This window comes from Streptomyces sp. NPDC006134 (assembly GCF_040628835.1).
Taxonomy (GTDB): Bacteria; Actinomycetota; Actinomycetes; order Streptomycetales; family Streptomycetaceae; genus Streptomyces.
Genome location: NZ_JBEXTV010000024.1, coordinates 21,708 through 43,261, shown reverse-complemented (window position 1 = coordinate 43,261; position 21,554 = coordinate 21,708). Strand labels below are relative to the sequence as shown.

Sequence of the window (21,554 nt, the reverse complement as noted above, 5' to 3'; positions counted from 1 at the left end):
CCCGACTGCCGCGCTCCGCGCCTCGGCTGCGCCGGCAGGCCACCAGACCGTTCTCAGGAGGAGATCGTCCATGGTGAAACCTCGTTGCACCGCCACCCGCGAATTAGTGCGCCTCGACGGCCTGTGGCGGTTCGCGACCTCGTCGAATGCCGGGCCACAGCCCTGGTCGGGTCCGCTCGACACGCCACTCGAAGCAGCCGTTCCGGCCAGTTACAACGACCTGTTCACCGACAGCGCGATCCGCGACCACGTCGGCTGGGTGTGGTACCAGCGCACGGCACGTGTGCCACGCGGCTGGGCGGGCGAGCGGGTGATCCTGCACTTCGACGCCGTGACCCATGAAGGCAAGGTGTACGTCGACGAGCACCTCGTCGCGGAACACATCGGCGGATACACGCCGTTCGGGGCGGACATCACCGACCACGTGAAGGCGGGTGAGGAGTTCCGGCTCACCGTCGGCGTCAACAACGAGCTGACGAACGTCACGATCCCGCCGGGCACCATCACCGTCGCCCAGGACGGCCGGCGCACCCAGAAATACCTGCACGACTTCTACAACTACGCCGGTATCGCCCGATCGGTGCGGCTCTGCAGCGTCCCGTCCGTCCACATCGACGACGTCACGGTGGTCACCGGCCTCGACGGGGCCACCGGAACCGTCGACTACTCGGTGCGGACCAGCGCGTCCGCCACGGTGCGCGTGCGGGTCCTGGACGCCGACGGCTCCCGGGTCGCAGCAGCCGAGGGGGCCAACGGCACCCTGCGCATCGACGACGTCACCCCGTGGCGCCCGGGGGCCGCTCACCTCTACGACCTCGTCGTCGACATCGTCGACGGCGGTCAGGTGACCGACACCTACACGCAGCCCTTCGGTGTACGCACCGTCGAGATCCGCGGCCGGCAGTTCCTCATCAACGGGGAACCCTTCTACTTCACCGGCTTCGGCAAGCACGAGGACACCCCCGTGCGCGGCAAGGGCCACGACGACGCCTACCTCGTGCACGACTTCCAGCTCATGGAGTGGATCGGCGCCAACTCCTTCCGCACCTCCCACTACCCCTACGCCGAGGAGGTCCTCGACTTCGCGGACCGGCACGGCATCGTCGTCATCGACGAGACGGCGGCCGTCGGTCTCAACCTGGCCGTCGAAGGAGGGCTGGCCGGACGGCCGCACAAGCCCACGTTCTCGCCCGAGAGTTTCAACGACGACACCCGCGCCGCACACGCGCAGGCCATCCGCGAACTGATCGCCCGGGACAAGAACCACCCCAGCGTCGTGATGTGGTGCATCGCCAACGAGCCCTCCTCCCACGAGGACGGCGCACGCGAGTACTTCGAGCCGCTCGTCGAACTCACCCGTGAGCTCGACCCGACCCGGCCGGTCAGCTACGCGGCCGTGATGTTCGCGACGTACAAGAACGACCGCATCGCCGATCTCTTCGACATCCTCTGCCTCAATCGCTACTACGGCTGGTACGTCGCCACGGGAGACCTCGCCACCGCGGAGACGTACATGGGCGTGGAGCTGCGCGGCTGGGCGGAGAAGTACGACAAGCCGATCCTCATGAGCGAGTACGGCGCCGACGCGCTTCCGGGCCTCCACTCGGTATGGGACACGCCGTGGACGGAGGAGTACCAGGTCGCGTACCTGGAGGCCAACCACCGGGCCTTCGACAGTGTCGACGCCGTGGTGGGCGAGCACGTGTGGAACTTCGCCGACTTCCAGACCTCCAACGGCATCCACCGCGTCGACGGCAACAGGAAGGGCGTCTTCACCCGGGACCGCCGTCCCAAGACCGCCGCACACGCACTGCGCTCCCGCTGGAAGCTGCTGCAGGGCAGCAAGCCCCGGACTTCGTGATGTCGTCCGGGGCGGGCAGGGCTCGAAGAGGAGCCGGTCCGTGCCCGCGGACGTGTCGCGCGGCCGGTCCGGCGCGGGCGAAGGCGCCGTGGAACACGCCGGCGCCGACCTGAGGTGAGTGGTGTCGGGGACGGCCGCCGGGAGACGATCAGGGGCCTGCGTCTCGGTGGCGCCCGCCCTCCGGGAAGCGGCGCGTACGTCGAGCGCACGGCACACATGCGGAAACCCGGCGCGGGCCTCGCCGCGGGCGCCGGCCGCCGTGACGTCGGAAGCGTCACCTCGGCGCGGCGGATCGCCGCTCGGTCTGGAGGCGTGTGCGTGAGCGGGCCCAGGAGAACCGGACGGCTCCCGACCGGCCGGGCTCCTGTGCCCGCTCCCTGCGCATCCCGGCGTCCGTCAGCGGGTCACGCGGCCCGCCCGATCCCGCCGCAGCACGTCCTACGCCGACGGCGAGGCCGAAGTGCCGGGGACATCGCCGTTGTTGCTGGCTTCCGGGTTCACACCCACCGTGATCGAAGCGGCGACGCCCTTCGTGATCCGCTTCTTGTCGTAGCGAAGGGTGAGCAGGCCGCCCGTGGCGCCGCTGTCGTCGTAGACCGTGTCCTCGGAGAGGGTGACGCGCTTGACGGTGCTGGTCGAGTACGGCTCCGTCTCGGCGACGGCCAGGACGGCCTCCTCCTCGAAGTAGAGCTGGCCGGTGTGGCAGGTGCGGCCGCCCTCGTAGCCGCCCTCGGTCCATGTTCCGTCCACGTGCACCTTGGTGTGGATGTGCGCGGCCCGGCCTTCGTACCAGCCGGGGAAGATGCTGGTGAAGCGGACCTTGCCCGCGTGGTCGGTGCGCAGGGTGCCACGCAGGTAGCGTTTGTTGTCGGTGGGCTCCAGGTGCATACTGCCGGCCGGGGGCGGGTTCTCGGGGGACATGCCGGGGGGCAGGGCGGAACCCATGCTCTCGTACCCGGAGTAGACGCCGAGCGCGTCGCAGTGCCAGATGTCGACCGCCGCGTTCCGCACCGGCTTGCACGTCTCGGCGTCGATCACCTTCATGGTGAGGGTCAGCGGGACGCCCTCCTTGCCCTCGGTGACGTCAGCGCGGATCATGTCCGCGTCGATGTAGTAGGGGCCCTCGATGGCCTCCGTGCTCAGCCGGTAGCAGGTCTCCCCGGTTGCGGGCCTCGCCCCCTCCGCACTGGTCGATGTCTCGTCGGCAAGGGCGTTCGAGGCCAGCACGGCGCCTGTGCCGGCCACGGCGACCGCCGCCCCTCCGGCGACGAGCACCTGTCGACGTGACGCATTCCTCTTGTGCCGCGCACCGTCCTGAGTCATTCTTCGCTGCTCCCTACCTCGTGGGCTGGTCCACGTCGACCGACCATGGCGCGCACTATGACGGACCTACCTGAGGCGTAACTGAAATGGATCACGCTCGCGCGTCCCGAGCGGTCCGACGAGCCCTCGTGCCGCACCTGTGGCTCGGAACGTGCGGACCGGATCACCTTCCGCGACTCTCCTGCGGCGCGTGCCGGGCCAGCGGCAGCAGCACGGTGAACTCGGTGTCGCCCGGTTCACTGCGCGCCTCGACCCGGCCACCGTGCGCCCTGACGATCGCGGCGGCGATGGCGAGCCCCAGACCGGTACCGCCCTCCCGGCCGGCGGTGCGGGCCCGGGAGGCGTCGGCCCGGGTGAAGCGTTCGAACACCGACGGCAGGACCGCCGCGGGGATGCCGGGCCCGTCGTCGTGGACGCGGACGACGCACTCGGCGTCGGTCGCCTCCGCGGTCACCGTGACCCTCGTCCCGGCCGGCGTGTGCACCCGCGCGTTGGCCAGCAGATTGGCCAGTACCTGCTGCAGGCGGGCGTGGTCGCCGGTGACACTCACGGACGCGTCCAGGCGCAGGACCACTTGCCACAGGTGATCACCTCCCGCGACACGGGCGTCCCAGACGGCCTCGGCGATCAGGGTCGCGACGTTCACCTCGGCCATGCTCAAGGGACGGCCTTCATCGAGGTGAGCGAGGAGGAGCAGGTCCTCCACCAGTCCCGTCATGCGCGCCGACTGCGCGGAGACCCGCCGCCAGGCCAGCTCCGGATCGAGTTCCCCGGTGCCGCCCGTCATGAGCTGCGCGTACCCCGCGATCGACGCCAACGGGGTACGGAGCTCATGGCTCGCGTCGGCCAGGAAGCGGCGCATGCGCTCCTCGGTGCGCTGCCGTTCGGCGAGCGACCTCTCCACATGTTCGATCAGGAGATTGAGCGCGACGCCGACCTGACCGGCCTCCGTCGCCGGATCGGTGTCGCGCTCGGGAACGCGGCTGAGCCCCGAAACCTCCCCCCGGTCCAGAGGCACCCGCGCGACCTCGACGGCGGTCGCGGCGACCCGGCCGAGGGGGCGCAGCTGACGCCTCACCACGACCGCGCCAACGCACCCCGCCACCGTGAGCCCGGCCCCGGCGATCACCACCTCAGCCACGATCAGACGGCTGGTCAGACACTGCACATCGGCCATGGGGAGCCCGGCGATCACCAGAACCCCGTCACCGTCCAGCGCGGTCAGCCGGTACTCACCGAGGCCGGGAATCACACGGGTTTGCAGAGAGCCGTCCGCGGTGATCCCGCCCAGCGCCGCCCGCTGTGCGGCGGAGAGCACCCGCAGCCGGCCCTCGTCGGTCACGACACCGGCCGCGGGGACACGGCCGGAGGAGTCGACCCTGGCCCCGAGCGTCCCGATCGGCTGCCCGGGCAGGCTGAGAAATCCCAGGTGCGTGAGCCCGCCGGTCGGCAGATGCAGTGCGGCCTGGTGCCGTTCGGCGGCTTCGGTGACACGCTGATCGAGGTCTTCGCGCAGATAGTCGCTCTGGATCAGCACCGTCGCGAACGACATGGCCGCGCCGGCCGCGGCCAGCAGCGCGGCCATGCAGACGACCAGACGTGTCCGCAGAGATCTGCCGCGTCCACGGCGTGCCCTCGCCCACCTGCCTCGCCGCGTCAGCATGGCCGGTCGTCCGCCTCCCGAATCACATAGCCGACTCCACGCACCGTGTGGATCATCGGAGCCCGACCTTTGTCGATCTTCGAGCGCAGGCTGTAGATGTACACCTCGACCAGATTGCCCTCGCCGTCGAACGAGCTGTTCCAGACGTGCACGAGGAGCTGCGCCTTGCTGAACACCTGCCGGGGAGAGCCCATCAGGAACCACAGCAGGTCGAACTCCTTGGCCGTGAGGGTGATCGGAGTCCCGCCCCGCCACACCTCACGGGTCCGCTCGGACAGCACCAGATCCCCCAGCCTCCGCACGGACCGGTCCGCGGCGGGCTCCTCGGCGCCCGCCCCCGCGCGGCGCAGCAGTCCGCGAAGCCGCAGCATCACCTCCTCCAGGGAGAAGGGCTTGGTCACATAGTCGTCCGCTCCCGCCGACAGGCCCTCCAAGCGGTACTCGAGCGCGTCCCGGGCGGTGAGCATGAGAACGGGCAGCTCCGCGTTCTCGTACCGCAAGCGCCGCAGGACACTCACCCCGTCGAGGTCGGGCAGCATCCAGTCGAGGACAACGGCATGCGGGTCGCACTCCCGCGCGAGCCGGACGGCACCGTGCCCGTCCGCCGCGGTGAAGGGCTGCCATCCCGCCCGGGTGACAGCGACAGCCAGCACCTCCGACAATTCCGGCTCGTCATCGACTATCAGCACGCGGACGGCACTGCCCCGCACAGCACCTCGCTGAGACATGACCCCATCCTCTCCTGCGACCGTCGACAGCCTCTGCGCGACCTGGCCCGCAAGCGACATACCTTACGAAGCCCGGATCAGCGTCCGTACAACAGCGTGTGCACGGCGACACCTCCACCACAGGGCCTTCACCGCCTGCCCCCGTTCACCGGCCGCCACCGTCGTGGAGACCTGGACGACGTCTGCGTTCGATCTCAGGTCCAGTCGGCGAAGTGACGTCACGCCGGCGGGGGGGCGGACGGGGTGGCCGCCGCGTCACATGTGGACGACGGGGGCGGCGTCCGGGTCCACCTTCGGGGCGCCGCGGCGGAAGAGCAGCCCACAGATGACCGCTCCGACGACGAAGAAGAGGGCGGACCACGAGTAGGCGGTCGAGTAGCTCTCCAGGGCGGACTGGCCGATCACCTCGGCGGTGGGCTTCTTCCCGGCGACGTAGTCACTGGCGGCACTGGCCGCGAGGGAGCTGAGCAGGGCGGTGCCGATGGACCCGCCGACCTGCTGCATGGTGTTGACGCTCGCCGAGCCGACTCCGGCGTCCGCCGGGTCGATGCCCGAGGTGGCGGCGCTCATGCACAGGGGCAGGACCAGACCGAGGCCGACGGCGAAGAGCAGCAGCGGGGGCAGGACGTGCGCGGCGTAGGAGGAGCCGGCGTCCAGCCCGGTGAGCCAGAGAAGACCGGCCGCCGCCAGAACCATACCGACGGGCACGATCGGCTTGGGGCCGAAGCGCGCGTTCAGGACGCTGGTCGCCACGGTGGAGACCACCATGAGCACGCCGACCATCGGCAGGTACGCCAGACCGGTCTGCAGCGGCGAGTAGTGCAGCGTCTGCTGGAGGTAGTACGTGAGGAACAGGTTCACACCGAACATGCCGGCCGCGGAGATGAAGATGCCGAGGGAGGCGCCACCCCGGTCACGGTCCAGGAGGACGCGCAGCGGCAGCAGCGGGTGCGCGACCCGCCTCTGCAGCCAGGCGAACACCGCGATCAGCACGGCACCCGCCACCAGGAAGCCCCAGGTGCCCGTGGCGCCCCAGCCGTCCGTCTCCGCGTTGGCGCACCCGTAGACCAGGGCGAACAGGCCCGCGGTCACCGTGATCGTGCCGGGCACGTCGATCTTCACGCCCTGCTCCCGGCGGTGGCGCGGCAGCAGCACCGCCGCGCCGACGAAGGCGACGGCGGCGAAGACGAGGTTCACGTACAGGCACCAGCGCCAGCTGAGGCCGTCGGTCAGCACGCCGCCCAGCAGCAGGCCGACACCGCCGCCCGCACCGGCGACCGCGCCGAAGATGCCGAACGCCTTGGCCCGCTCCTTGGCGGTGGTGAACGTCGTGGTCAGCAGTGCCAGCGCGGTCGGCGCCAGCAGGGCGCCGAAGACGCCCTGCAGCGCGCGCCCGGTCACCAGGACACCGAAGCCCGTCGCCGCGCCGGCCAGCGCGGAGGCGCCGGCGAAACCGGCCAGGCCGATCAGCAGGGTCATCTTGCGGCCGATGAGGTCGGCTATCCGCCCGCCGAGCAGCAGCAGGCTGCCGAAGGCCAGGGAGTAGGCGGTGACGATCCACTGCCGGTTCTCGTTCGAGAAGCCCAGGTCCTGCTGGGCGGACGGCAGCGCGATGTTCACGATCGTGGCGTCCAGCACCACCATCAGCTGGGCGACCGCGATGACGGCGAGGATCAGCCAGCGCCGGCCGTGATGCGGATTCGCGGCTCGGTGATCGGCCTTCGGGGGGCCGGCATCGGTCGTAAGGGTGCTCACAAGGTCTCCGAAGACGAGAGAGGGCAAGTGGAGAAGGTATCTCCAGTTACGCGTCCCACCGTAGCACTAATCGGAGACACCATCTCCACTTAGCGGGTACAGTGGGGTCATGAGCCGCAGGACCGCCCCCGTTCAGCCCGCCGGAAGCCCGCCTCGGACCCGCCCCCTGCGGGCCGACGCGGAACGCAACCGGCAGCGCATCATCGCCGCAGCCCAGGAGGTCTTCGCCCGCCGAGGGCTGGAGGTCACTCTCGACGACATCGCCCACCACGCGGGCGTCGGCGTCGGCACCGTCTACCGCCGCTTCGCCGACCGCGAGGCGCTCATCGAAGCCGTCTTCGACAGTGAGATCCAGCGCGTCGTCGCCCTCGCCGAACAGGCGCTCGCCCACGAGAACGCCTGGGAGGGGTTGGTCCAGTTCCTCACCGTCAGCGGCGCGGATTTCGCCGAGGACCGAGGGCTGAGGGAAATCCTGCTCGAAGGCGCGCACAGCCAGAACCGAGTCGCCGCCGCACGGGACCATCTCACCCCCGCGTTCAGCGCCCTCATCGCCCGCGCGCAACAGGAGGGCTCGCTCCGCAACGACATCGAGTCGACCGACCTCCCCCTCCTTCAGCTCATGATCGGAGCCGCGGCCCACCACACCCGGGCCGTGACGCCCGACCTGTGGCAGCGCTACCTCACCCTCGTCCTCGACGGCCTGCGCACCCAAAGGCACGGCCCGAGCCCCCTGCCGCACCGCGCGCTCACCCAGGAGGAGTTCGACCAGACCGTGCCCAAGACCCTCCCGCCACGGTCGACAGAGGGCGAGTAGAGCGGGGATACCCGCACTCTGTCCCTGCCGACCGGCCAACGGCGGCGAGGATGCGCTGACGGCCTTCGGACAGTGTCCGACAACGGGGCCGGATCAGCGTGCGGGTCGGTGAGCCACTGCTCGTAGGCAGCGATGCAGGTGCCGAGGGTGGTATCCATGGCCGCCGTCCGCGCCGGCCGTCCCGCGTCCGGCCGGCTGGTCTCCAGAGGTACCGTGGACCGCGTGACCGGTGAAGAACCGCTGCGGCCCAAGTCCCTGATGCTGACGTTCCTGGGCGACGAGGTGCTCGGGCGGGATGTGTGCGTGTACTCCGGCAGTGTCGTCGACGTCTTCGCACGGGCCGGGATCTCGGAGCACGCGACACGTTCGACGCTCACCCGCATGGTCAACAGGGGGCTGCTGCGCCGCCATCGCGAGGGCGGCGGGTGTACTTCGGGCTGACCGAGCGGTCCGTGGCCGTGTTGCGCGACGGTGAGCGGCGCATCTGACACACCGGTGCGGTCAACCGGCAGTGGGACGGCACCCGGACGCTGCTCGCCTTCTCACTGCCGGAGTCATGGCAGCGCCAACGCCACGGCCTGCGCTCGCGGTTGACGTGGTCCGGCTTCGGTCCGCTGTTCGGCGGGGTGTGGATCGCGCCCGGCGAGGTCGACGTGGCGCCCTGGCTGGCCGAGCTGGATCTGGGTGCGCAGGTCAAGGTGTTCCACGGCCGGGCCGACGTCGGGACGGACATCGGCGCGATGATCGAGGAGACCTGGTAGCTGTCCGAACTCGCCACCCTCTACGAGGTGTTCGTGAAGCGGTGGAAGCCGCACGAGAAGCGCACACCGGACGCGGACGACGCGTTGGTCCTGCGGCTGCGGATGCAGACGGAGTGGCTGCAGCTCGTCCGCCGCGATCCGAGGCTGCCGGTCAAGCACCTGCCGGAAGACTGGCCGGCCGAGCAGGCCGAGAAGACGTTCCGGGCGGTGCACGCCCAGCTCACGCCGCTGGCCGAGGACGCCTCCCGGCGACTGCTCGACCTCGTGCCGGTGCGCAACGGCGCGCAGGCGCAGCAGACACTCCGGCACAGAACCACGCCAGGCTCCGCAGCACGGCCTCGGGCTTGGCGCCGCCCACGATCTCGGTGTGCCGTCGGCTGCGGGCTGCCCTGCCGCCCGGCACCTCCTGAACCTCGGCCGGCCACGCGGTCGGCCGGATCAGCGAACTCACCGACCCTCTCCGGATGACCGGCGCAGCAGGATCGCCGCCATCACGGACCAAGGACGCGACTTCCCACGGAACACCGACGCGTCGATCGAGCACGTGACCGACGAACTCCTCGGCCCACTGGGACACTTCACGGCTCACCGGTGGGCCCCACCGGAAGCATCCCCAGCAACAGGGATCTCCCCGCGCAGCCATCCCCTACGTCCACTCACCGAACCGCCCCGCAGCCAGAGCAACTGCGACGCGTTGCACTGTCCGGCCTCCTCGGCACCACCGTCGAGTTCTACGACTTCCTCGTCTACGGCAACGTCGCCGCCCTCGTCTTCGGCGACCTGTTCTTCCCCGGTGCCGACCCCGCGGTCGGCACCATCGCCGCCTTCGGCACCTTCGCCGCCGGATACGTGGCCCGGCCACTGGGCGGCATCCTCTTCGGCCACTTCGGCGACCGGATCGGCCGCAAGGCCATGATGCTGCTGACCATGCTCCTGATGGGCGCCGGCAGCTTCCTCATCGGCCTACTGCCGACCTACGACGCCATCAGCGTCTGAGCACCGGTGCTGCTGGTCACCCTTCGCGTGGTGCAGGGCCTCGCCATCGGCGGCGAGTGGGGCGGCGCGACCCTGATGGTCGTCGAACACGCCGAACGCACCCAGGGCTCCCGACGCGGACTGTGGTCCAGCTTCACCCAGCTCGGCGCACCACTCGGTTCGATGCTCTCGGCCAGCGTGGTCACCCTCGTCTCCACCCTGCCCGACGACGACTTCCGTTCCTGGGGCTGGCGGGTGCCCTTCCTGCTCAGCGTCGTCCTGCCGGCCGTCGGCCTGTTCGTTCGCCTCAAGGTCGCCGAAGCCCGCTGTTCGCCCAGATGAAGCGGGAACCGGCGAACCGACCGCCCGTCGTTGAGATACTGCGGCGACCGAAGCCCATGCTGCTCGCCGCTTGCGTCGGCATCGGCGCGTCGCCCTGGGGCACGGAGTCGCGCAGTCCACGATGTACGGCCCGCTCGGCGCGCTGATCACCGAACTGTTCGGCACGAAGGTCCGCTACACCGGCGCCTCCCTCGGCTACCAGGCGGCCACCCTGGTCGGCGCCGGCTTCTCCCCGCTGATCGCGAGCAGCCTCCTCGCCTCGTACGGCGGTGGCAGCACTCCCCTCTCGCTGCTCCTGCGCGCCGGTGCCACCATCACGGCCGTCACCGTGTGGCGCATGCGGGAAACCCACCATGACGCGCTCGACCCCTCGGCGTCCCAGACGCCCTCCTCGGTCCCGAACGGTGCTCGCTCGTGACGAGACGGCCGCCGGCGGAACCGGCACCACGGACGAAAGTGGTCGCCCGCCCATCTGCCCGTACCGACGTAGCCCTGTGCTCAGCGGTGCTGGTCGGAGAAGACGGTCCGCAATGACCGGGCCATGAGCTCGAGGGCCTCCTTGGCCGCGTCCGCCGGGCCGTGGTGGGTGAAGATGTGATCGACGCCCTCCATGACCCGGTGGGTCACGGGGACTCCCGCGGCGGCCAGCGCCCGTGCGTAGTCGTCGGCCTCGTCGCGCAGCGAGTCGTATTCGGCGGTGATGACGAGGGCGGGTGCGAGTCCTTCGAGGTCGTCGGCGAGGGCCGGGGAGGCGAGCGGGTCCAGGCGATCGGCAGTGCGGGGCACGTAGACGTTGTTGAAGAGCGCGGCTTGGCGTGCGCTGATCATGGGTTTGTCGGTGCGGGCCCGCTTCGTGGCGGGGTCCTTGGCCAGGTCGGTCGAGGGATAGTCGAGGATCTGGAGGAGCGGGGCGACCGTGCCGTTGTCACGGGCCTGGCGGGCGACGCCCGCGGCGAGAGATCCGCCGGCGCTGTGCCCGCCGACGGCCATCCGTGTCCCGTCCCAGCCCTGCGCGACAGCATTGGCGACGAGCCACTGCCACACCCCGTACGCCTGCCGCGGGGCGGTGGGGAAGGGGTGCTGGGGGGCGGTGTCGTAGTCGGGGTTCACGACCACGCAGCCGGCGTTCGCCGCCAGGTAACGGCAGATGTGATCGTCCTGCTCGGGGTGACGCATGACGAAACCGCCGCCGTGGAGGTTCAGGAAGACCGGCGGCGGCTGGCTTCCGGGCTCCGGCCGGGGCTCATAGACGGTGCAGGGCACGGAGCCCGAGTCGGTGGGGACGGTGAGCGTGCGCGTGTGTCCGGGCAGGTCGGTGAACCGGAGTTCGGGGATGGGGCCTGCGAACCGGCCGGCGACAAGCTGCATGGCGCGGGCGATCAGGTTGTGCCAGACGGACATGGCGTCGCTCCAGAGAGGGGAGGGTACGGAAGCCCGCGGTCCTACGGACTTCCGAGGGCTGCCCGGACCACGACCCGGTCGTCACCACAGGTCACGTGGGCAGACCGGTTTCCCATGAGTTTTCATAGTGCGTGACGCTGGGAGGCGCGGCAAAGTGTTCCGCCACCGCTTCGCGCCACTGTGCGAAGAGGCCGGATTCGCGGAACTCGACGGTGTGGGCCTCGATGGTCTCCCAACCGACCAGGAGCAGGTAGGTGCTCGGTTTCTCCACCTGCCTGACGAGCCGGGCCCACTGGTACCCGGGTGCCTTGGCGATCGCCTGGTGCCCGCGGGTGAACGCCTTCTCGAAGGCGGCCTCGCGACCCGGGACGATGGTGAGTTCCGCGTGCTCGATGACCATGTGGGCTGCTCCTGGTGCGCGAGGAAGGGACCGCGCGTGCGGTTCGGGCGTCGTTCAGCGTGCGGTGGTGAAGCGGGGAGTCCGTTTCTCGGTGAAGGCCGCCACCCCTTCGGCGTGCTCGGGGCTTCGGGCCGCGACCCCCTGCGCGTCGGCCTCGGCGGCGATCACCTCGGCGAGCGGGGCGTGCGCGGCCAGCCGGAAGATCCGCTTGGTGAGGGCCAGCGCGGTGGCGGGCCCGGCCGCGAGCGCGTCGGCCCGGGCCTGCGCTTCCCTCTCCAGGTCACCGGCCGGGACGACGGCGTTGACCAGGCCGAGTCCGTGCGCCTCGGTCGCGCGCAGCGACCGGCCCGTGACCGCGAGATCGAAGGCACGGGCGTGTCCGAGGGCGCCGACCAGCACGCTGGACACACCGGTGTCGGGAACGAGTCCGACCTTGCCGAAGGAGCAGGCGAAGCTCGCCTCCTCGGCGGCGATCACCAGGTCGCAGACCAGGGCCAGACCCATGCCCGCGCCGACTGCGAGGCCGTTGACCGCCGCGACGACGGGCGTGTCCATGGTGGAGATCACCGTCACAAGGGAGTTGTACGTGTCCCGTACGGTCGCCCCGGCATCGTCCAGTTCGTGGCGTGCGGCGAGGTCCTGGCCGACGCAGAAGGCGCGGCCCGAGCCCGTGAGGACGACACACCGGACCTCCGGGTCCTCCTCCGCTCCGAGCAGGGCGGCCAGCAGGGCGCGGCGGGTGGGCTCGTCCAGGGCGTTCAGCCGGTCCGGGCGGTCGAGGACGATCCACTCGACCGGTCCCTTGCGGACCGTGTTCACCGTGCTCATCGCCGGGCCTCCTCGGCGGTCGTTCCGGGGTGCCGCGCACTGTGCTCGGCACCGTGGCGGGAGTAGCCGCGATCGGCGTACGGGAAGCCGTCCAGTTCGGTGTCCCGGTCGGTCTCCTGGCGGTAGTACGAGCGGATCTCGGTGATCCGGCCGTCCTCGCCGAACGTGAACCACTCCGCGCCACGCGTGGCCACGCGCCGCCCGGTGCCGGACGGGGTCCAGAACATCGTCCACTCGATGACGGCTTCGGCGTCCCCGTCGAGGATGTGGTCCACGATCCAGACGGCGTCGATCATCCCGTGCACCTTGCGCCAGTAGCGGGCCAGGTGCTCACCGCCGCGCACGGGCTTCGAGCCGGGGTTGGGGGCGAGGAAGAAGTGGACGACGTCGTCGGCCAGGGTGGTGCGCATCAGGCCGACGTCGCCGGAGCTGCACCCGTCGTAGTAGCGGCTGATGGTGTGCAGGTGGCCGGTGGCCTGCGGTGCGGGCGCGGTCATCGCTGGATCGCCTTGGTCTCGGTGAACTCGTCGATGCCGTGGGTGCCGAACTCCCGGCCCAGGCCCGACTTCTTGTAACCGCCGAAGGGGGCGGCCGGGTTGAAGGCCGCGCCGTTGATGTCGACCTGTCCGGTGCGGATACGGCGGGCCACGGCCAGGGCCCGGTCCTCGTCAGCGCTCCACACGCCGCCGGCCAGTCCGTAGGGGCTGTCGTTGGCGATGGCCACGGCCTCGTCCTCGCTGTCGAAGGGGATCACGACGAGCACCGGGCCGAAGATCTCCTCCTGGGCGATCCTGGAGGAGGGGTCGACGTCGGCGAAGATCGTGGGGCGCACGTAGAAGCCCTCGCCGAGGCCCTCCGGGCTCTCCGGACCGCCGATGACGAGCTTGGCGCCCTCGCTCTGGCCCAGCCTGATGTAGTCGCGCACGGTCTGCTGCTGCTGGGCGGAGGCGAGCGGGCCGAGCCGGGTGGCCGGGTCCAGGGGGTGGCCGAGGGTGAGCCGCTCGGCGGCGGCGCGGGCGAGTTCGACGACCTCGTCCTGCTTCTCGCGGGGTACCAGCATGCGGGTCCAGGCCGAGCAGGTCTGGCCGGAGTTGAGGAAGGCGTTGTTCACGCCCGTCTTCACGGCGCGGCCCAGGTCCGCGTCCGGGAGGATGACGTTGGCGGACTTGCCGCCGAGTTCGAGCGAGACGCGCGTGATGTTCGCGGCGGCGGTGCGCATGACCTTCGCGCCGGCCTCGGTGGACCCGGTGAAGGAGACGACGTCCACGCCCGGGTGCCCGGCGATCGCCTCGCCGACCTCGGAGCCCGGTCCGGACACCAGGTTGAACAGCCCGGCGGGCAGGCCGAGACGCGTCGAGACCTCGGCGAAGACGTCGGCGAACGCGAAGGCGGACAAGGGGGCCACCCCGGCCGGCTTCGCGACGATCGCGCAGCCCGCGGCCAGGGCGCCGCCGACCTTGGCGACCAGCTGGTGCAGGGGGTAGTTCCACGGCGTGATCGCGCCGACCACGCCCGCCGCCTCACGGACGACGAGCGAATGGCCGACCTGGTGCTCCCACGCGTAGGAGGAGACCGTGTCCGCGAAGGCGTCGAGTACGGCGGAGGGCAGTCCGACCTGGACCCGCTGGGAGATCTTCAGCGGGGTGCCGACCTCCAGGCCGATCACCTGGGCGATCGCGTCCTGCCGCTCGGTGAGACCCGCGCTCAGCGCGCGCAGCGCCTCGGCGCGTTCGGCCGGCGTGGAGGAGGCCCAGGCGTCGGTGGCCGTGCGGGCCGCCGAGACCGCGGTGTCCACGTCGGCGGCCGTGCCGCGGGGCACGATGCCGAGTTCGGTGCCGTCGGCGGCGTTGACGACCACGTCGGTGGCCGCACCGGCCGGGAATCGCCAGTCTCCGTCGATGTACAGGGCGCTGCGCTCGGTGAGGGAGGGGTCGGGGGTGGGGCGGGTGCTCATGCCGTGCTCCGGGAGGAGGGGGTGTGGTCGTGGAATCCGCTGCCGCTCTTGCGGCCGAGGCGTCCATCGGCGACCAGCCTCAGCAGGCCGTCGGCCGGCTTGAGCCGGGGGTCGCCCGACGCCTCGTACAGCATGGTCTGGGCCGCGGCGGTGACATCGGTGCCGATGAGGTCGATCAGCTCGAAGGGGCCCATGGGGTGTCCGAGGGCCTGACGCATCAGCGCGTCGGCCTCGGCGACCATGAAGGCGCCGGAGTCGAGAGCCCGTACAGCGTCGTTCAGGTAGGGGATCAGCAGACGGTTGACGACGAAGCCGCGCTCGTCCCCGCAGCGCACCGGCACCTTTCCGATGCGGCGCACCCAGGCGCAGGCCGTGTCGAGGACGGCCGCGTCCTGTACGGCGCCGACGACCTCGACCAGTTTCATCGCCTTGGCCGGGTTGAAGAAGTGCAGCGCGATGACGGTGCGCCGCTCGGGGAGGTCCGCGCGGATCTCCCCGACGGTGAGGGACGAGGTGTTGGTGGCCAGGACGGTCGATTCGGGCAGCGTGGCGTCGAGCCGCGCCAGCAACTCCCTCTTGGTGTCACGGTGTTCGGCGACGGCCTCGATGACGTGACCGCAGCCGGCCAGGTCGTCGGGGCGGGTGGTCGCTTCGAGGAGGGAGAGGGCGCGGTCCCGGTCGGACGCGGCGAGCCGGCCCTTGGCGACGGCTCCGTCCATGCTCACGGCGACCCCCGCGCGCAGCCGCTCGGCGGAGGCGTGGGAACGGGCCAGGACGACGGTGGGGACGCCGGCACGCAGCAGGGCCTCGGTGATCCCCGAGGCCATGGTGCCGGTGCCGGCGATGCCCACGGGGTGGTCCCAGGCCCCCTCGTCGTGCACCCGGTCGCTCCGGTCGCTCCCGGTGTCCGCGGGCGGCGGTTCGGCGAGGCCGTGGCGTGCGCGGGTCCGCGGGTCCAGGCCGTTCAGGAAGGCGAGGGGCCCGACGGGGTGGCCGGCCCCGAGCCGCATGGCGGTGTCGATGTCGGCGGGAGAGGCGAGGCCCGAGCGGGCCATGGCGGTCGCGTCTGCGAGAAGTCCGCTCACCAGGTTCAGGGCGGCGGCGGAGGGCGCCTCGGTGGGCGCCGATTCCTGGCTCATGTCATCTACCTTCCGGACGGTAGGTAACGTAGAGTGCGGTACGCCGCAGTGTCAACAGCCCGGCTCCGGGCCACGGCCGGGCACCGGCGCAGCGCCGGGCCGACTGCGCCGCGGGCCGCTCACCGTGCTCGACGCACCACACCCGCCGACAACCGTTCAGGACCGGAAGGACGGACCCTCATGCCAGTGGATCCCCTCCAGAACAGCGCGCCCACGACGGACGACGCCACCTTGAGCAAGGTGGTCTCCGACCCCGTGGAGGCGGTCGCCGACATCCCCGACGGGGCCACCCTCGCCGTCGGCGGCTTCGGCTCGTGCGGCATTCCCAGCCTGCTGATCGACGCGCTCCGCACGGCGGGCCCGCGCGGACTGCACGTGGTGTCCAACAACTGCGGTGTCGACGGCTGGGGGCTGGGCCTCCTACTGGAGTCGGGGCAGATCGACCGGGTCACCGCGTCCTACGTCGGGGACAACAAGGAGTTCGCCCGCCGCTATCTGTCGGGCGAGCTGGAGGTGGAGCTGATCCCGCAGGGCACCCTCGCGGAGCGGCTGCGGGCGGCCGGCTCGGGCATCCCCGCCTTCTTCACGCCGGCCGGAGTGGGCACCCAGATCGCCGAGGGCGGGCTGCCCTGGCGGTACGCGTCCGACGGCTCCGTCGCGCTGGCCTCGCCGCCCCGGCGCACGGAGGTCTTCGACGGCCGCACCTACATCCTGGAGCGCGCCACCCAGGCGGACTTCGGGCTCGTCCGCGCCTGGAAGGGCGACACGGACGGCAACCTCGTCTTCCGTCGCGCGGCCCGCAACTTCAACCCCCTGTGCGCCATGGCGGGACGCGTCACCGTCGCGGAGGTGGAGGAGCTGTACGCGCCCGGCGAACTGGACCCCGACGAGGTGCACCTGCCCGGCATCTTCGTGCAGCGCGTCGTGCCGGTCGGACCCGACGGCCCGGGAGCCGAGAAGCGCATCGAGAAGCTGACCGAACGCCGCCCGGCCGCACAGGAGGAGACGACCCGATGAGCCTGACCCGAGAGCAGATCGCCCGGCGCGCCGCCCTGGAGCTGCGGACCGGCCAGTACGTCAACCTGGGCATCGGCCTGCCCACGCTCGTCCCCGGCGTGCTCCCGCCGAAGGTCCGTGTCCGGCTGCACAGCGAGAACGGCATCCTCGGCACCGGCGACTACCCGCTGCCGGGAGAGGCCGACCCCGATCTGATCAACGCCGGCAAGGAGACCGTCACGGTGCTGCCGGGCGCGTCGTTCTTCGACTCCGCCGCCTCCTTCTCCATGATCCGCGGCGGCCACGTCGACGTGGCCGTGCTGGGTGCCATGCAGGTCTCGGCGGCCGGGGACCTGGCGAGCTGGGCCGTGCCCGGGGCGATGGTCAAGGGCATGGGCGGGGCGATGGACCTGGTGCACGGCGCCCGCCGGGTGATCGTGACCATGGAACACCTCACCCGCAAGGGCGAGCCCAAGATCCTCGACCGTTGCACCCTGCCGCTCACGGGCGCGGGCGTCGTGCACCGGGTGATCACCGACCTGGCCGTGTTCGACGTGACCGACGACGGGCTGGTGCTCCGCGAGACCGCCCCGGGCGTCACCCCGGCGGACGTCCAGGAGAAGACCGCCTGCCCGGTGCGGGTCCCGGACGACGTGACGGAGATGGACCTGGGGCGGGCGGCCCTCGCATGACCGGACGCCTCACCGACCCCGTGCCGGACGATCCGGAGATCCGCCGGCTGCTCGGTCCCTACCGTCTCCCCGACGGACGCCCGCTCCCCCTGTTCGAAGCGCTGGCCCACAGCCGCGCCGCCCTGGACGACCTGCGGCGGGCCACCGCCGCCTGCCTCGGCGCCCCCGCGCTCGACGCGCGCACGCGGGAGATCGCCGTACTGCGGGTGTGCGCCCGGGCCGGAGCGGAGACGGAATGGGCCGTCCACGTGCGGATGTTCGCCGCCGAGGCCGGTCTGGGCGAGGCCGAGATCGAGGCGACGGCAACGCTGCGGGGCGCCTTCCCGTGGCCGTCACGCGACGCCCTGGTGATCCGGCTCGCCGACGAGATCCACGACGCGTCCACCGTCTCCGACGCCCTGTGGGCGGCGCTCTCCCAGGCATACACCGCGCAGGAGATCGTCGAGTTGCTGCTCGTCGTCACGCAGTACCACAAGGTGGCCTGTCTGACGAACGCCCTGGGGCTGCGCCCGCCGACCGGCACGCCCCGCATGCCGCGCCCGGAGGACGGAGCGGCGCGTGACATAGATTGAGCGGGCAGACGACGGAAACGGGAGTTCAGTGGTGGCGGACGCACGGAGCGACGGCACGCGCATGCCGGGCGAGCAGCGCAAGGCGCAGATCATGAAGGTCGCGGCCGGGCTGTTCGACACCCGCGGTTACGCGGAGACGTCGATGGAGACCATCGCCCAGCACGTCGGCATCCGCAAGGCGTCGCTGTACTACTACTTCCCCAGCAAGGACGCGCTCCTGGTGCAGATGCACCAGGAGATGATCGACCTGATCATCGACGCGCAGCAGCGCCGCCTCGACGAGGGTTCGCTCGACCCGCGCGGTCTGCTGCTGGCCGTCATGACGGACCTGGTGTCCCTGATGGAGACCCACCCCGGCCACCTGCGCGTGTTCTTCGAGCACTACCGCGAGCTGCCCGAGCCGGTCCGCGCGGAGGTCGCCGAAAAGCGCGACCGGTACGAGGGCATGCTGCTGGACGTTCTCGAACAAGGCGTCGCCGCCGGGCAGTTCCGCATCCCCGACCCCCGCATGACCACGATGGCGATCCTGGGCATGTGCAACTGGGCCTACCAGTGGTTCCGGCCCGGCGGCGGACGCTCGGCGGCCGAGGTGGCCCGGTACTTCCACGACACGCTGCTCGGCGGCATCGGCACCGGAGCATGACCACCGCCCGGCCGCGCGTCCCTTCGCAGGGCGCGGCCGGGCGTCTGGGGGCCCGCGGCCGGCGGCGGGTGTCAGGCCGCCGGATCGGCCTTCTTGCGGGTGCCGGAGATCGCGTCGAACGCCGCCTCCGCCTGGTCGATCTCGGCGATCTGCTTGATGATCTCCCCCGGTGTCGCCTCGCCGACCACCTTCTGGAGCAGCGGCGTGTGGTCGAGGATCGCGTCCCGGACCGGCCGCAGCGGCTTCGGCGCGTGGTGGAAGACCTGGCCGAGGACGTACGCGGTCTGCGACTGGCGTGCGGTGTGCGGCTTGCGCGGCGTCTCGAACGCCTGCAGCGCCCGGCGCACCTGCGCGTAGTCGGTCAGGTCCACACCGGCCAGCCGGCGGCCGAGGAAATAGCCGTCCTCGGTCGCCATCCCGGCCCCGTACGCGGCGTAGGGGGAGGTGGGGTGCGCGGCGTCGCCCACGAGGGTGGCGCGGCCCTTGGACCACTGCTTGATCGGCTTGCGGTCGCGGATCGGCCAGTGCTGCACGTGCGCCGGGTCGGTGGCGGCCACCAGGTCCGGGACGGGGGACTTGAAGCGGCCGGCCAGTTCCGTGGCGCGGGCGTGGAGGTCCCCGGTGTACGGCTCGCGCGCGTCATGGGCTTCGAGCAGCCACCACTGGAAGCCGGAGCGCCCCTGGTGCCGGATCTCCGTCACGCTCGCCTGGACCGACCGGTCATGGGCGATCAGGCACAGGCCGGGCTCAGCGGCTATGTCGTCGTCGAGGATGAAGCCGCCGAAGATGTGGAGGTTGTGCTGCCGGATCGGGCTCTCGCCCCAGAGAGTGCGGCGTACGAGCGAGTTGATGCCGTCCGCTCCCACGACGACGTCCGCCTCGTGGACCGAGCCGTCGGCGAAGTGCAGCCGTACTCCGGACTCGTCCTGCTCGACGCGCTGCACGCTGTGGTCGGTGCGCAGGACGCCCTCGGGCAGAGCGGCCAGCATCCGCTCGTACAGTTCGGGGCGGAGCAGGCCGATGAAGCCGCCGCCGTAGTCGCGGATGATGTCCTCGGGCAGGTTCACGACGACGCGCTGCCGCCCCTGGACGTTGCGGAACACCGTCTTGCACGGTGCGCCCAGGTCATCGGTGTCCACGCCCAGCAGCCCGAGTGCCTTGATGGGCGCCGGCCAGAGGTTGAGGATGTTGCCGGCCGGCCGGGCCTGCGGATAGCGCTCGAACAGGGCGACCTCGTGGCCTGCCTGGTGAACGGACAGGGCGGTGGCCATGCCCGCCGGACCGGCGCCTATGACGGCGACGCGGCCCGGTTTGACGGTGCGGGTGCTCATGGTGCGGGTCCTCCGTAGCGCGTGACAGGGGCGCCGGCTGCGGCTCGGGAATGTGCGGTGGCCCGCGTGACCGAGGAGCCGGAAGAGGGCGGGCTCAGGCGGAACGAAGTCTGGTGAGCGCTGCCCGGACGGTTCTGCGCAGTGACGGACGCATCCTGGATCGGACCACCAAAACGTAGTCGCCACTACGGTATGCAGAGCATCAGCCACCGGACCAGGCAGTGTCAATGAAGGCGGCGGTGTTTTCCGGGAGTCGGTCGGCGCGGCTACACGGCGGACACGGGTTGTCGTCACGGGCGGCACCGCCCGTGATCACAAGGGAGGCAGCTCCGCCGCCGTGTCGGAGAGCAGGCCGAGCAGCCAGCGGTGTCCGGGGTCCAGCTGCCGCCGCGGGTGCCACCAGGCGGCCTGGCTGAGGGCCGGCATCTTCGTCGGCAGCCCGACGCGGCGCAGCGGCACGTCCGGCGCGGCGTGCAGGTCGCGCTCGTGGACCAGGGCCAGCAGGTCGCTGCCCACCACCAGCCGGCACAGCGCGGTGAAGCTCTGCACGGTCACGGTGCCGCGCCGCTCCAGGCCCAGAGCGGCGAGATGGGCGTCGGCCGGAGACGCCTGGGGCGAGGGACCGTACGGCACGACCCAGGGACGCTCCCGCACGTCCTGGGCGGTCAGGGAGTCCGGGACGGTCGCGTTGTCCCTCCAGGCCACGCACACCCAATGGTCCGTGTACAGGTCCTGGTTGGGCAGATCCGACAGCAGGCCCCGGGCCATGACGAGCACGTCGATGTCGGCGAGGCCCGCCAGCGGATCGCTCAGCATGCTGCGGCCCACGGGCCGGAAGTCGACGCCCGCGCCGGGCGCGGCCGCGTGTAGGGCGGCGACCAGAGGCGCGCCCAGGACGGTGAGAACCGAGTCGGAGCACTGCACGGTGAAGCGGCGGCTCGTGGTCGCGGGATCGAAGTGGGGCTGGGCGGTGAGCAGGCGCGAGAGCCGCTCCACCGTCTCCCCCAGCTCCGCCCGCAGTCCCTGGGCGAGCGGCGTCAGCTCGTAGTGGCTGCCGACCCGCTCCAGGAGCTGGTCGTCGAAGTGCCGCCGCAACCGTGCCAGCGCCGCGCTGGTGGCCGGCTGGCTGAGCCCGACCCGCTCCCCGGCCCGGGTCACATTGCGTTCCTGGAGCAGTGCGTGCAGCACGACGATCAGGTTCAGATCGAGCGTCGGAAGCTCCAACGTGCCCTCCGCAGGCGGTTGTTCAGCGGTCATCGGCCCCGTGGATGGCTCACCATACGGATCATTTGTTGGCCTGCCGCGGGGGCCGGACCGCATGCTGCTGTTCACGCCGACGTTACCTGGCGTCGGTCGAACAGCCTGCGAAGGAGCAC

At 71.3% G+C, this 21,554-nt stretch carries 18 protein-coding genes and 3 pseudogenes; 9 read left to right on the top strand and 12 right to left on the bottom strand.

Annotated elements, in window-relative coordinates:
- The first annotated feature begins 70 nt into the window (after nucleotides 1–70).
- Nucleotides 71–1,861 (top strand): beta-glucuronidase, encoded by a 1,791-nt coding sequence (uidA, locus tag ABZ340_RS17775; protein WP_358782689.1) that lies wholly within the window; start codon nucleotides 71–73, stop codon nucleotides 1,859–1,861.
- 438 nt (nucleotides 1,862–2,299) lie between these two features.
- Here the strand turns inward: uidA and ABZ340_RS17770 are convergent, their stop codons facing one another.
- The 4 genes from ABZ340_RS17770 to ABZ340_RS17755 all read right to left on the bottom strand — a co-directional run bounded on the left by ABZ340_RS17770 (nucleotide 2,300) and on the right by ABZ340_RS17755 (nucleotide 7,330).
- Nucleotides 2,300–3,184, bottom strand: a complete 885-nt coding sequence (locus tag ABZ340_RS17770; RefSeq protein WP_358782688.1) for an intradiol ring-cleavage dioxygenase — start codon at nucleotides 3,182–3,184, stop codon at nucleotides 2,300–2,302.
- 163 nt (nucleotides 3,185–3,347) lie between these two features.
- Entirely contained in the window at nucleotides 3,348–4,769 is a 1,422-nt protein-coding gene (locus ABZ340_RS17765) for an ATP-binding protein (protein WP_358782687.1), read from the bottom strand.
- A gap of 71 nt (nucleotides 4,770–4,840) precedes the next feature.
- A complete protein-coding gene (locus tag ABZ340_RS17760) occupies nucleotides 4,841–5,575 on the bottom strand; it encodes a response regulator transcription factor (RefSeq protein ID WP_358782686.1) in 735 nt (244 codons plus the stop codon).
- A gap of 255 nt (nucleotides 5,576–5,830) precedes the next feature.
- On the bottom strand, nucleotides 5,831–7,330 hold the full coding sequence (locus tag ABZ340_RS17755) for an MFS transporter (protein ID WP_358782685.1): 1,500 nt from the start codon (nucleotides 7,328–7,330) through the stop codon (nucleotides 5,831–5,833).
- Between the two features lie 109 nt (nucleotides 7,331–7,439).
- Here ABZ340_RS17755 and ABZ340_RS17750 point away from each other — a divergent pair, with 109 nt between their 5' ends.
- The 4 genes and pseudogenes from ABZ340_RS17750 to ABZ340_RS17735 all read left to right on the top strand — a co-directional run bounded on the left by ABZ340_RS17750 (nucleotide 7,440) and on the right by ABZ340_RS17735 (nucleotide 10,640).
- Nucleotides 7,440–8,144, top strand: coding sequence for a TetR/AcrR family transcriptional regulator (locus ABZ340_RS17750; RefSeq protein ID WP_358782684.1), 705 nt, complete (start codon nucleotides 7,440–7,442; stop codon nucleotides 8,142–8,144).
- A gap of 258 nt (nucleotides 8,145–8,402) precedes the next feature.
- Nucleotides 8,403–9,181: pseudogene (locus ABZ340_RS17745) on the top strand (PaaX family transcriptional regulator C-terminal domain-containing protein); the annotation flags it as partial.
- 175 nt (nucleotides 9,182–9,356) lie between these two features.
- Nucleotides 9,357–9,476, top strand: a pseudogene (locus tag ABZ340_RS17740) (MarR family transcriptional regulator); the annotation flags it as partial.
- A 113-nt stretch (nucleotides 9,477–9,589) separates the two neighbouring features.
- Nucleotides 9,590–10,640, top strand: a pseudogene (locus tag ABZ340_RS17735) (MFS transporter).
- 80 nt (nucleotides 10,641–10,720) lie between these two features.
- On the opposite strand, the gene ABZ340_RS17730 reads toward ABZ340_RS17735, so the two are convergent.
- The 6 genes from ABZ340_RS17730 to ABZ340_RS17705 form a co-directional block, all read right to left on the bottom strand.
- On the bottom strand, nucleotides 10,721–11,623 hold the full coding sequence (locus tag ABZ340_RS17730; protein ID WP_358782683.1) for an alpha/beta hydrolase: 903 nt from the start codon (nucleotides 11,621–11,623) through the stop codon (nucleotides 10,721–10,723).
- Between the two features lie 91 nt (nucleotides 11,624–11,714).
- A complete protein-coding gene (locus tag ABZ340_RS17725) occupies nucleotides 11,715–12,023 on the bottom strand; it encodes an antibiotic biosynthesis monooxygenase family protein (protein ID WP_358782682.1) in 309 nt (102 codons plus the stop codon).
- A gap of 54 nt (nucleotides 12,024–12,077) precedes the next feature.
- On the bottom strand, nucleotides 12,078–12,851 hold the full coding sequence (locus ABZ340_RS17720; protein ID WP_358782681.1) for an enoyl-CoA hydratase-related protein: 774 nt from the start codon (nucleotides 12,849–12,851) through the stop codon (nucleotides 12,078–12,080).
- A complete protein-coding gene (locus ABZ340_RS17715) occupies nucleotides 12,848–13,348 on the bottom strand; it encodes a nuclear transport factor 2 family protein (protein WP_358782680.1) in 501 nt (166 codons plus the stop codon). The genes ABZ340_RS17720 and ABZ340_RS17715 overlap by 4 nt, the downstream gene beginning before the upstream one ends.
- The gene (locus tag ABZ340_RS17710) at nucleotides 13,345–14,805 is read right to left on the bottom strand and encodes an aldehyde dehydrogenase family protein (protein WP_358782679.1); all 1,461 of its coding nucleotides are present in this window, start codon (nucleotides 14,803–14,805) and stop codon (nucleotides 13,345–13,347) included. The genes ABZ340_RS17715 and ABZ340_RS17710 overlap by 4 nt, the downstream gene beginning before the upstream one ends.
- The gene (locus ABZ340_RS17705) at nucleotides 14,802–15,944 is read right to left on the bottom strand and encodes a 3-hydroxyacyl-CoA dehydrogenase NAD-binding domain-containing protein (protein ID WP_358782678.1); all 1,143 of its coding nucleotides are present in this window, start codon (nucleotides 15,942–15,944) and stop codon (nucleotides 14,802–14,804) included. The genes ABZ340_RS17710 and ABZ340_RS17705 overlap by 4 nt, the downstream gene beginning before the upstream one ends.
- A gap of 180 nt (nucleotides 15,945–16,124) precedes the next feature.
- Here ABZ340_RS17705 and ABZ340_RS17700 point away from each other — a divergent pair, with 180 nt between their 5' ends.
- Genes ABZ340_RS17700 through ABZ340_RS17685 form a run of 4 tightly spaced genes read left to right on the top strand, consistent with a single transcriptional unit; the run spans nucleotide 16,125 to nucleotide 18,847 of the window.
- Entirely contained in the window at nucleotides 16,125–16,961 is an 837-nt protein-coding gene (locus tag ABZ340_RS17700) for a CoA transferase subunit A (RefSeq protein ID WP_358782677.1), read from the top strand.
- Nucleotides 16,958–17,632, top strand: coding sequence for a CoA transferase subunit B (locus tag ABZ340_RS17695; RefSeq protein WP_358782676.1), 675 nt, complete (start codon nucleotides 16,958–16,960; stop codon nucleotides 17,630–17,632). Before ABZ340_RS17700 ends, ABZ340_RS17695 begins: the two co-directional genes overlap by 4 nt.
- Entirely contained in the window at nucleotides 17,629–18,204 is a 576-nt protein-coding gene (locus ABZ340_RS17690) for a carboxymuconolactone decarboxylase family protein (RefSeq protein ID WP_358782675.1), read from the top strand. The genes ABZ340_RS17695 and ABZ340_RS17690 overlap by 4 nt, the downstream gene beginning before the upstream one ends.
- A gap of 31 nt (nucleotides 18,205–18,235) precedes the next feature.
- A complete protein-coding gene (locus ABZ340_RS17685) occupies nucleotides 18,236–18,847 on the top strand; it encodes a TetR/AcrR family transcriptional regulator (protein ID WP_358782674.1) in 612 nt (203 codons plus the stop codon).
- Nucleotides 18,848–18,918: 71 nt separating this feature from the next.
- Here ABZ340_RS17685 and ABZ340_RS17680 read toward each other — a convergent pair whose 3' ends face one another.
- Nucleotides 18,919–20,178 carry an FAD-dependent monooxygenase gene (locus ABZ340_RS17680; RefSeq protein WP_358782673.1) on the bottom strand — a complete coding sequence of 420 codons (1,260 nt, stop codon included), beginning with the start codon at nucleotides 20,176–20,178 and terminating at the stop codon, nucleotides 18,919–18,921.
- A 312-nt stretch (nucleotides 20,179–20,490) separates the two neighbouring features.
- Nucleotides 20,491–21,402 (bottom strand): LysR family transcriptional regulator, encoded by a 912-nt coding sequence (locus tag ABZ340_RS17675; protein WP_358782672.1) that lies wholly within the window; start codon nucleotides 21,400–21,402, stop codon nucleotides 20,491–20,493.
- Between the last annotated feature and the right edge of the window lie 152 nt (nucleotides 21,403–21,554).